The organism is Halomonas sp. BC2, assembly GCF_002078115.1.
Classification (GTDB): domain Bacteria; phylum Pseudomonadota; class Gammaproteobacteria; order Pseudomonadales; family Halomonadaceae; genus Vreelandella; species Vreelandella stevensii.
This window is the reverse complement of sequence record NZ_LFGT01000029.1, coordinates 7,002-16,575: the sequence shown is the minus strand read 5'-3', so window position 1 is coordinate 16,575 and position 9,574 is coordinate 7,002. Positions and strand designations below refer to the sequence as shown.

Here is a 9,574-nt window from a genome sequence, read left to right as displayed (position 1 = left end):
ATCAACCAGCAGGCGGGTGGGCGCATCGCGGGCGGCGCGACCGTCGAGCGCAAGGTGCCGGTAAGCCTCGGGGCCAACAGCGGGATCCTCGACCTGCAGCTCAAGCAGGCGGATTTCGGTACGGCGCAGCGCGTGGTCGCGGCGATCAACGACGCCTTCGGCTGGTCGGTGGCCGCCGCACAGGACGGCCGCACCATTCGTCTGCAGGGACCCAACGATCCCAACGATCGCGTCAATTTCATGGCGCGCATAGAGAACCTCCAAGTGACGCCAAACGAGGCGCCGGCCAAGGTCGTGCTCAACTCGCGCACCGGTTCGGTGGTGCTCAATTCCAGCGTCACGCTGCATCGTGCGGCGGTGGCGCATGGCAACCTGTCGATCGTCATCGATACCGACTTCCAGGTCAGCCAGCCGGCGCCCTTCGGCGAAGGGCAAACCGTGGTGGCACCGGATACCGACATTGCCATTACCCAGGAGGGGGGCGCGTTGCGGGTGGTCGAAGGCAACGCCGACCTCGTCGAGGTGGTCAATGCGCTCAATGCGCTGGGCGCCACGCCGGCCGACCTGATGTCGATTCTCGAAGCGCTCAAGGCCGCCGGCTCGCTGCGCGCGGACCTGGAGATCATCTGATGAGCGTCAACGATCTCGGTGGTCAGTTCGCTCTCGACGTACAGGGCCTGCAGCGCCTGCAGCATACCGCACGGCAGGACCCCAACGCCGGGCTTCCGGAGGCCGCGCGGCAGTTCGAGGCGCTGTTCCTGCACATGATGCTCAAGAGCATGCGGGACGCCTCGCCGCAATCGGGCCTCTTCGATAGCCAGCAGAGCCAGTTCTACAATGCCATGCTCGATCAGCAATGGTCTCAGCATCTGGCGGGGCGCGGCTTCGGCCTGGCGGAGCAGTTGATCAATCAGCTCGAGGGTCGGGGCATGGTGCCACAGCAGAGCGTGGCGCGAACTCAGGCCGACGAATTGATCGCCGGCATTCCCCGCGGCGTGCCCCGTGTGCTGAGCGACGCCCTGCATGGCGACGACGCGCCGCCTCCCGAGGCGGACTTCATGGCCGAGCTCGATGCCAGGCGTCCCGCCAGTTTCCTCGATGAACTCGACCTGGGTGGGTATGGAGAACGGCGCGTCGCGGTCGACGGTGCGTCAGCGGTGGGCGACGCTCGCCGGACAACGACCGACCAGGCACAGGAGCGAGGCGACCATGTGCAACGCTTCCTGACGAAGCTGTCGGCGCCGGCCCAGGCGGCGAGCCGTGCCACGGGGGTTCCGGCCGAGCTGATCCTGGCCCAGGCGGCACTGGAGACGGGCTGGGGGCGTCACGAGATTCCCACGGCCAGCGGCGGCAACAGTTACAACGTGTTCGGCATCAAGGCCGGGAGCCGTTGGCAGGGGGCGACCACCGAGGTGGTCACCCATGAATACGTGAACGGCAAGCGCACCCGAGTCACGGATAGTTTCCGTGTCTACGGTTCCTACGAGGAGGCCTTCACGGACTATGCGCGATTGATCGGCGACAATCCGCGCTACGCGGGAGTGGTCGGCGCACCGAACGCCGAGCGTGCGGCGCACGCCCTGCAGGCGGGGGGCTACGCCACCGACCCGCACTACGCGAGCAAGCTGATCGCGGTCATGAACACCATGGGACCGCTCGAATCCATGAGGACGCTGGCCGGTGTCTTCTTCTCGTACTGATTGCCAAGCCTCGATTCGTTAAAGATATGCGGACCGAGGCCGATAACACTTCTAGTTGATTAAGGAAGCAGGCAGCATGAGCATATACTCCATCGGTGTCAGTGGCCTCAATGCGGCGCAAAGCGCGCTCTACACCACCAGCAACAACATCAGCAACGTCTACACGCCGGGCTATAACCGCGAGCTGGTGATCCTCGGTGAGAACCAGCATGGAGGGGGCGTCCAGGTCAATGACATCCAGCGCCAGTACGATGCCTTCGTCGCGGTACAGTTGAATGCCTCCACCAGCGCCAGTTCGGCGCTCGGTATCTATCAGGCGCAGATCAGCCAGATCGACAACCTATTGGCCGATGGCGATGCCGGCCTGGCCCCGCTGATGCAGAATTTCTTCTCCGCGCTGGGCGACCTGGCCGCGTTTCCCTCCGATCCGGCGGCGCGCCAGAGCGTGCTTGGTGCCGCGGATACGCTGAGCGCCCAGTTCCGCGCCTTCGACGGCTACCTGCAGGACATGCAGTCCGGCGTCAATCAGCAGATCGTTGCCGAAGTCGATGAAATCAATACGCTCACCCAGCAGATCGCCCAGCTCAACCATGAAATCGTGATCGCCACGGCGCGCTATGGCCAGGCACCCAATGCACTGCTCAACCAGCGCGATCACCTGGTGGCGGAACTGAGTACCCACACCGACTTTCAACTGGTGGTGCAGGATGGCGGTAGCTACAACATCAACCTGCCGGGTGGGCAGCCGCTGGTGACCGGCACCCATCACTACGAGCTCGAGGCGGTCGCCTCGCCCTACGACCCCCAACGCACCGTGGTGGGCTATCGCGATGCGGCGGGCAACCTGGTGATTCTCCCCGAGGATGCCATCCAGGGCGGCGCTCTGGGCGGGCTGATGAGCTTCCGCGCCGAGACCCTCGACAAGACCCAGAACCAGCTCGGCCAACTGGCGGTCTCCCTGGTCGTGGGCTTCAATGACCAGCACCGCCTGGGGCAGGACCTGAACGGTGAGCAGGGCCAGGACTTCTTTTCCATTGGTCAGCCCCAGGCTTATGCCCATGTTCGTAACGAAGGCAGTGCGCAGATTGCCGACACCGGTTACGGAGACGTCTCGCAACTGGCGGCCGCCGACTATACCGTGAGGGTCACTGCGGTGGATGGCGCCACCGGTGAGCCAACCTTCCAGATCGTGCGCAAGGACAATGGCCAGGTCGTCGAGCATGACTTCGAGGACGGCACCTTGAGCTTTGCCGGCGTCGAGCTGACGTTCGACGATGGCGGCTTTGCGGTTGGCGACAGTTATGAGATCCAGCCGGTGCGCCGCGCGGCGGGCGGCGTCGAGACGCTGATCAACGACCAGGCGCAGATCGCCGCCGGCAGTTTCCTCGATATCGATGGTGACATGGCGATCAGTGAGCCGAGAGCCGCCAACGGTGCCCTCACAGGAGGGGAGGCGTCCTACGAATTGACTCTCAATGCTGACGGCCAGCTCTCGGTGACGCCTGACGTGGCGGTCGAGGTGAATGGGCAGGCCGTTAACCTTACCGAGACCACCCTGGCCGTTGACGATACCGTCACCATCGACGGCATCAGCTTTACCATCACCGAACTGCCCGCCGAGGGGGAGGCCACCTTGACCCTGGGACAGGCACCAGCGGCAGCGGGCGACAACCGCAACGCCCTGGCGCTGCAGGCACTGCAGAACGAGAAGCTCGTCGCGGGCAGCGCCACACTCAACCAGGCCTATGCCTCCATCGTCAGCGACGTGGGCAACCAGACCAACGTGGTCCAGGCCAACCTGCAGATGCAGCAGGGCCTGACCGATCAGTTGCGGGCCGTGCAGCAGTCGGTATCCGGCGTCAACCTGGATGAGGAAGCCGCCAACCTGATCCGCTATCAGCAGTACTATCAGGCCAACGCACGGGTCATCGAAACGGCATCGACCATGTTCGACACCATTCTTGGACTGCGGGCCTGATAACCCGCACTGATAACCGGCAAGAGGAGAGAGCACGATGCGTGTCAGCACCGTCACCATGTTCGAGCAGAGCGTCTCGGCGATGAACCGCCAGCAGAACGAGTTCTTGAGGGTCGGCCAGCAACTGGCCACCGGCAAGCGGGTCATCAATCCCTCCGACGATCCGCGCGCGGCGTCCCAGGCGCTGGCGGTCTCGCAGTCCATCGCCGCCAACCAGCAGTACATGGACACCCGGATCACCGCGCGCAACACCCTGTCCCAGACCGATAGCGTGCTGGGCAGCGTCACCGATGCCCTCACCAGCGCGCGTACCCTGATCGTCCAGGCCGCCAATGGCACCTTGAGCGACGCCGACCGCCAGTCGCTGGCCAGTGAGCTCACCGGCATCTACGAGACCATGCTGGGGCTGGCCAATACCACCGACGGCAACGGCAATTACCTGTTCGGGGGCTACCAGAACAGCAGTCCGCCCTTCGTGGTGAATGCGGCTGGCGAGGTAGAATATGTCGGGGATGAAAACGTCCAGGAGTTGCAGGTGGACGCCACCCGGCGGATGCCGGTGCAGGTGAACGGCGACAGCGTGTTCAATAGCGTACCCGGTGGCGTCCGCTACGTGGCCGAGGCCGGTGACGGCAACACCGGCACCGTGACCTTCACCGGGCCCAGCGTCACCAATCCCGCTCACGACAATTACGGTGACTACTTCGCGCTGGCATTCCAGGTCGACGGGGATGACGTCACCTATACGGTCAACGGGGGGGATCCCGTTCCCTACGAGGCGGGCCAGCAGATCGATCTGGGCGGGCTGAGCATCACCCTCGATGGCGTGCCGGAGGATGGCGACACCCTGGCGGTGGGCCCCGCCGAGCAGATGGGCACCAACGTCTTCACCACCCTCGAGAAGGCGATAACGGCGCTGGAGACACCCATCGAGACACCCGCCGATCAGGCGGCCTTCACCAATACCATGAATACCACCTTGCGCAAGCTCGACAACGCCCTGGACAACGTGCTTACCGTGCAAGCCTCGGTGGGCGCCAAGCTCAATGAGCTGGACGTGCTGGATAGCGTGGGCAGCACCCGCATGATCAACTATGAGCAGACCCGCTCCGACCTGATCGATCTCGATTACAACCAGGCGATTTCCGAATACGCCATGCGCCGGGTGGGCCTGCAGGCGGCGCAGCAGACCTTCGTCGCCATTCAAGGACTGTCGCTGTTCAACTACATGTGACATGCGGGCGGTATTGATTAAAGGACGCACCCCGCGTGGCCGATAAGAAATGAATGAGTTGCCGCCAAGTGCTCGGGTGGGAAAAGGGCCTGGCGTACCGCACACAACGGAGAAGGATGCGATATGAGCACTATCAGTTCACTGGGGGTCGGATCGGGCCTCGACCTGAATGGCCTGTTGGATGAGTTGGAAGCAGCCGAGCGTATGAAGCTCGAGCCCATCGTCCAGCAGCAGGAGAAACATCAGACCACGATCTCGGCCTATGGCCAGCTCGAGGGTGCCTTGAGTGGGCTGCAGGTTTCCACCGCCGCGCTCAGCGACCCGGCCACCTTCGAGGCCGTCTCCAGCGAAGTGAATGGCGATAGCGTGCAGGCCGCGGCGAGCGCCGATGCCGTACCCGGCCGCTATCAGGTCGAGGTGGAGCAACTGGCCCAGGCCTCCAGCGTCGCGACCGAGCGGGTGGATGATGCCACGGAATCGCTTGGCGCCGGAACGCTGAGCTTTACCCTTGGCAATGGTGAGACGCTGGACATCCAGATCGCCGCGGAGGAGAGTTCCCTTGAGGACATCCGCGATGCCATCAATGCCGAGAACGCCGGTGTCACCGCTTCGATCATCCATGACGGCCAGGGCTACCGGCTGTCTCTCGTCTCCAGCGAGACCGGCACCGACGCGGCAGTCACCGGCATCCAGGTGAGTGGCGACTTGAGCCAGAATCTGGAGATGGACGCCACTCAGGATGAGAATGGCGCTTTCCTTGAAGGTGGCACTTATGTGGCGGCCCGGAATGCCTTGCTGACGGTCAATGGTGTCGCCATTACCAGCCAGTCCAATATGGTGGAGGGGGCGATCCAGGGTGTCACCCTGAGCCTGGAAGAGGTGGGCAGATCGACCGTCACGGTTCAGCAGGACACCGACGTTGCCAAGCAGGCGATCGTTGCCTTCGTCGACAGCTACAATGCGCTGCGCGCGACCATCGGCCATCTCACCAGCTTCGATGCCTCGGACAGTGATAAAAAGGAGGGGAGTACTGGAGGAGCGCTGCTGGGTAATAGTACCCTGCGCAGCATCGAGAGCCAACTGCGCAGCGTGATGAATGCCGGCGTCGAGGGGGACGGTTACAACTGGCTGTTCGAGATCGGCATCACCCTGAATGTGGACGGCACCCTGAGATTGGACGAGGCCAAGCTCGATGAGGCCATTGCCAACGACTTCAGCGGCGTTCAGGCGTTCTTCGTCGGCGATGCCGAAAACCCGGGACTGGCACAGCAATTGGACGATGCCCTGGAGGCCATCCTTGCCGATGGGGGAACGCTGGACCTGGCGGTCAGCAGTCTGGAATCCCAGATCGAGCGTCTCGATCAGCAGTATATCCGCACCGAACAGCAGATCGAGAGGACCATGGAGCGTTATCGGGCTCAATTCGTGCAACTCGACCTGATGGTGGCGCAGATGAATCAGACCAGCCAGTACCTGACCGAGCAGTTCGACATGATGAACGCTCAAATGGGACGCAAATAGAATGACATGCCCCGGCAGGAGATTGTCATGAGCGACGTCACGGCAGCCTATGAGGCGCTCCTGTCGCAGGCCAAGGCGATGTTGGGGGCGGCCCGTGAGGACGAGTGGGAGCGGGTGCTCGAGCTCGAGCAGGACTACCGGAGGCAAGCGGCGCATATACGCCGGCTGGACGAGGAGGCCCTGACGGAACCGGCGCTGATCCAGCACAAGCTGCAGCTCGTCGAGGCGCTCATCGAGCACGATCGGGAGATTCGCCAGCGGGCCGATGCAAGACGCGACGAACTGGCCGAACTGATGCGGGTGACGCGACAGCAGGGCAAGCTGCATCGTGCTTACGGTGGGCAGGGAAGAAGATGAAGCCGCTGCGCATGTCCAACGAAGGGCCGCGGGTTCGGAGCCGCCTCGGCTGGCTGGGAACGGTCTCGGCGACCGTGCTGATGGGGTTGTCCCAACCAGCCGTGGCCGCAGGCAGTTGGGTGGCCCAAGTCCAGGGCGTACGCGTGACGATGGCCGAGCGCGAGGTGCGTTCCGCGCCTCTCTTGGCGCCAGCCGCGGTTCCCGGCGATGCGACGCTTGCCGAGGTGAGCTGGCGGTATCGACTCCCTCCCGGCGAAGCGGTGCGTGCCTGGTTGTGCCAGGTTGACGCCTGTACCGCCCTGTCCGGCGAGCGCGGCAGCACCCGGGCATTCAGCGGCGGCCGCGTCCATGACCCCCTGCACTTTCGTTTTGCCCTGAGGCCGGGCCACAAGCGCATGGTACAGGTGCAAGGCCTGCAGCTGATCGCCCATTATCGTTGATGGGATGTCTCCCATCCTTGCGTCTCGGCATCGCGTGGCGAGCGCTTCTTTACCTCTTCTCCTTCCCCCACCTTCATCACTCAGCCGGATCCCGAGCCGCCGCAGGCACTTCGCGCAAGCCGCGAGCCTAGGCCAGGGGCGCCATGGCTTCCAGCATCTGGCGCAGGAAGAGCAGGCCGTCGCTGAACAGGCGTTGCAGGAAGCGCCCGAAGTCCGACATCAGGATCATCAGCAGGAACAGGCCGACGGTGAGCGATGCCGGAAAGCCGATATTGAATACCGTGAGCTGGGGGGCGGAGCGATTGAGAATTCCCATCGACAGGTTGATGATCAGCAGCGCGCCGACCAGCGGCAGGGCAAGCAGCATGCCGGCGGCGAAAATGGTGCCGCCGAAGCGGACCAACAGCTCGAAGGCGCCGGCATTGAAGCCTCCCATGCCGATGGGCAGCGTAATGAAGGTGGTGGCGATGATCTCGATCACGATCAGGTGGCCGTTGAAGGCGAGAAACATCAATAGCGTGATCATGTAGAGCAGGCGCGACAGGATCATCGTCTGCGTGCCGCTGCTGGAATCGAAGAAGGTGGCGAAGGCCAGGCCCATCTGCAGGCCGATGAATTCACCGGCAGCCTGTACCACGGCGAACATCACCTGCATGGTCAAGCCGATGGCGATGCCGATCAGCATCTGCTCGACCATGATGCCGAGGCTCACCCAGGAGACCAGCGGAGCCTCGGGCATGGGCGGCAGGTTCGGTCCGAGCACTACCGTGATCAGCACGGCCAGACCGATCTTGGCCTGATTGGGCACGCTGGAGTGACCCAGCAGCGGCGACGCCATGAGAAAGGCCGTGATACGCACGAAGGGCCACAGGAACAGCATCAGCCAACCCTGCAGCTGGGCGAAGGTCACTTCTACCATGCGATTTCCGGGCTAGACCAGCATCAACGGGATATTGCTGAACAGCTCACGGGTGAAGTCGGTGATCAACTTGATCAACCAAGGACCCGCCAGCACCAGGACGGTGAAGACGCCCAGTATCTTGGGGATGAACGTCAAGGTCATCTCGTTGATTTGCGTTGCCGCCTGGAAGAGGCTGACGAGCAAGCCGGTAAACAGGGCGGTGAGCAGCAGGGGGGCCGCCAGCATCAGCGTGACGCGCATTCCCTGGTAGGCCATGCTCATGACGATTTCAGGACTCATTTTCGCCCCTCACGTTGGGGATTAGAGGTAGAAGCTCTGGGCCAGGGAGCCGATGATCAATTGCCAGCCATCCACGAGCACGAAGAGCATCAGCTTGAAGGGCAGGGAGATGGTGGCCGGCGGCACCATCATCATGCCTAGCGACATCAGCACGCTGGCCACCACCAGATCGATGATCAGGAACGGGATGAAGATGGTGAAACCGATCTGGAAGGCGGTCTTCAACTCGCTGGTGACGAAGGCCGGCATCAGCACGCGCATGGGCACGTCCTCGGGGCCCTGCATGGGGCCGACATCGGCCAGCCGCGCAAAGAGCGCCAGGTCGGGCTCCCGGGTCTGGGCGAGCATGAACTCGCGAAACGGCTGGCTCCCGATCACCAGGAACTCATCGAAGTTGATCTGGTTCTCGGACAGCGGCACCCAGGCGAGCTCGTAGACCTGCGAGAATACCGGCGACATCACGAAGAAGGTCAGGAACAGGGCCAGCCCGAGCAACACCTGGTTGGGAGGAGCGGACTGGGTGCCCATGGCGGTGCGCAGCAGGCTCAGGACGATGACGATACGCGTGAACCCGGTCATCATCAGGAGCATGGCCGGAAGGAAGGCCATCGAGCTCAGCAGCAGCAGGGTCTGCAACTGGATGGACCATTGCTGGCCGCCATCGCCCGTGGGCTGACTGACGATGCCTGGGATCTCCTGGGCCGAGACGCTGCCCGGAAGCAGCATGGCCACCAGCAAGACCAGGCCGGCCGGCCATGCAGGGAACGCTCTTCCGCTTATCCTCACCGCTCCTTCCCCCTGCCCAGTGTCTGACCGGCATTGTGCTTCAATGCCTGGGCGAAGCGATTGGCGAAACTCGTCCCCTGCGCCTGGAAAGAAGCGGGCGGTGGCTCCGTCGGCTCGTCCGGGGCCGGCAGCTCGTGCAGCTTGTTCACTTGACCGTTGGCGACACCGAGGACCAGCCAGGTATCTTCTACCTCGACGATGACGACGCGTTCACGACCGCCCACCGCGGTACTGCCCACCACCTTGAGTCGTTGGTGTTGCAAATGCCGGCCGGGCCCCAGCCGCTTGACCAGATAGCTGCACAGCAGGATGATGCCGACCACCAGGGCCAGCGCCGCCGCGGTCTTGCCCATGGCG

11 protein-coding genes are annotated in these 9,574 nt (G+C 63.5%); 7 read left to right on the top strand and 4 right to left on the bottom strand.

Going from position 1 to position 9,574, the window contains the following annotated elements:
- The 7 genes from B7L71_RS16175 to B7L71_RS16145 all read left to right on the top strand — a co-directional run.
- Positions 1–630: flagellar basal body P-ring protein FlgI (locus B7L71_RS16175; protein ID WP_170919524.1), on the top strand; the 630-nt coding region annotated here is incomplete at its 5' end.
- A complete protein-coding gene (gene flgJ / locus B7L71_RS16170; RefSeq protein ID WP_081139148.1) occupies positions 630–1,700 on the top strand; it encodes a flagellar assembly peptidoglycan hydrolase FlgJ in 1,071 nt (356 codons plus the stop codon). The genes B7L71_RS16175 and flgJ, both read left to right, overlap by 1 nt.
- A 76-nt stretch (positions 1,701–1,776) precedes the next feature.
- Positions 1,777–3,678 carry a flagellar hook-associated protein FlgK gene (flgK, locus tag B7L71_RS16165; RefSeq protein ID WP_081139146.1) on the top strand — a complete coding sequence of 634 codons (1,902 nt, stop codon included), beginning with the start codon at positions 1,777–1,779 and terminating at the stop codon, positions 3,676–3,678.
- 37 nt (positions 3,679–3,715) lie between these two features.
- A complete protein-coding gene (flgL, locus tag B7L71_RS16160; RefSeq protein ID WP_081139144.1) occupies positions 3,716–4,912 on the top strand; it encodes a flagellar hook-associated protein FlgL in 1,197 nt (398 codons plus the stop codon).
- A 123-nt stretch (positions 4,913–5,035) separates the two neighbouring features.
- A complete protein-coding gene (gene fliD, locus B7L71_RS16155) occupies positions 5,036–6,433 on the top strand; it encodes a flagellar filament capping protein FliD (protein ID WP_081139142.1) in 1,398 nt (465 codons plus the stop codon).
- A 27-nt stretch (positions 6,434–6,460) separates the two neighbouring features.
- On the top strand, positions 6,461–6,790 hold the full coding sequence (locus B7L71_RS16150; protein ID WP_170919523.1) for a flagellar protein FliT: 330 nt from the start codon (positions 6,461–6,463) through the stop codon (positions 6,788–6,790).
- Entirely contained in the window at positions 6,787–7,230 is a 444-nt protein-coding gene (locus tag B7L71_RS16145; protein WP_081139138.1) for a flagellar protein FlhE, read from the top strand. The genes B7L71_RS16150 and B7L71_RS16145 overlap by 4 nt, the downstream gene beginning before the upstream one ends.
- A 127-nt stretch (positions 7,231–7,357) precedes the next feature.
- Here the strand turns inward: B7L71_RS16145 and fliR are convergent, their stop codons facing one another.
- The 4 genes from fliR to fliO form a co-directional block, all read right to left on the bottom strand.
- Positions 7,358–8,149: a flagellar biosynthetic protein FliR gene (fliR, locus tag B7L71_RS16140; protein WP_081139136.1), complete on the bottom strand. Its 792-nt coding sequence runs from the start codon at positions 8,147–8,149 to the stop codon at positions 7,358–7,360.
- 12 nt (positions 8,150–8,161) lie between these two features.
- Positions 8,162–8,431, bottom strand: coding sequence for a flagellar biosynthesis protein FliQ (fliQ, locus tag B7L71_RS16135; RefSeq protein WP_081139134.1), 270 nt, complete (start codon positions 8,429–8,431; stop codon positions 8,162–8,164).
- Positions 8,432–8,452: 21 nt separating this feature from the next.
- Positions 8,453–9,157 (bottom strand): flagellar type III secretion system pore protein FliP, encoded by a 705-nt coding sequence (gene fliP / locus B7L71_RS16130; protein ID WP_081139263.1) that lies wholly within the window; start codon positions 9,155–9,157, stop codon positions 8,453–8,455.
- A gap of 56 nt (positions 9,158–9,213) precedes the next feature.
- Positions 9,214–9,574: flagellar biosynthetic protein FliO (gene fliO / locus B7L71_RS16125; RefSeq protein WP_081139132.1), on the bottom strand; the 361-nt coding region annotated here is incomplete at its 5' end.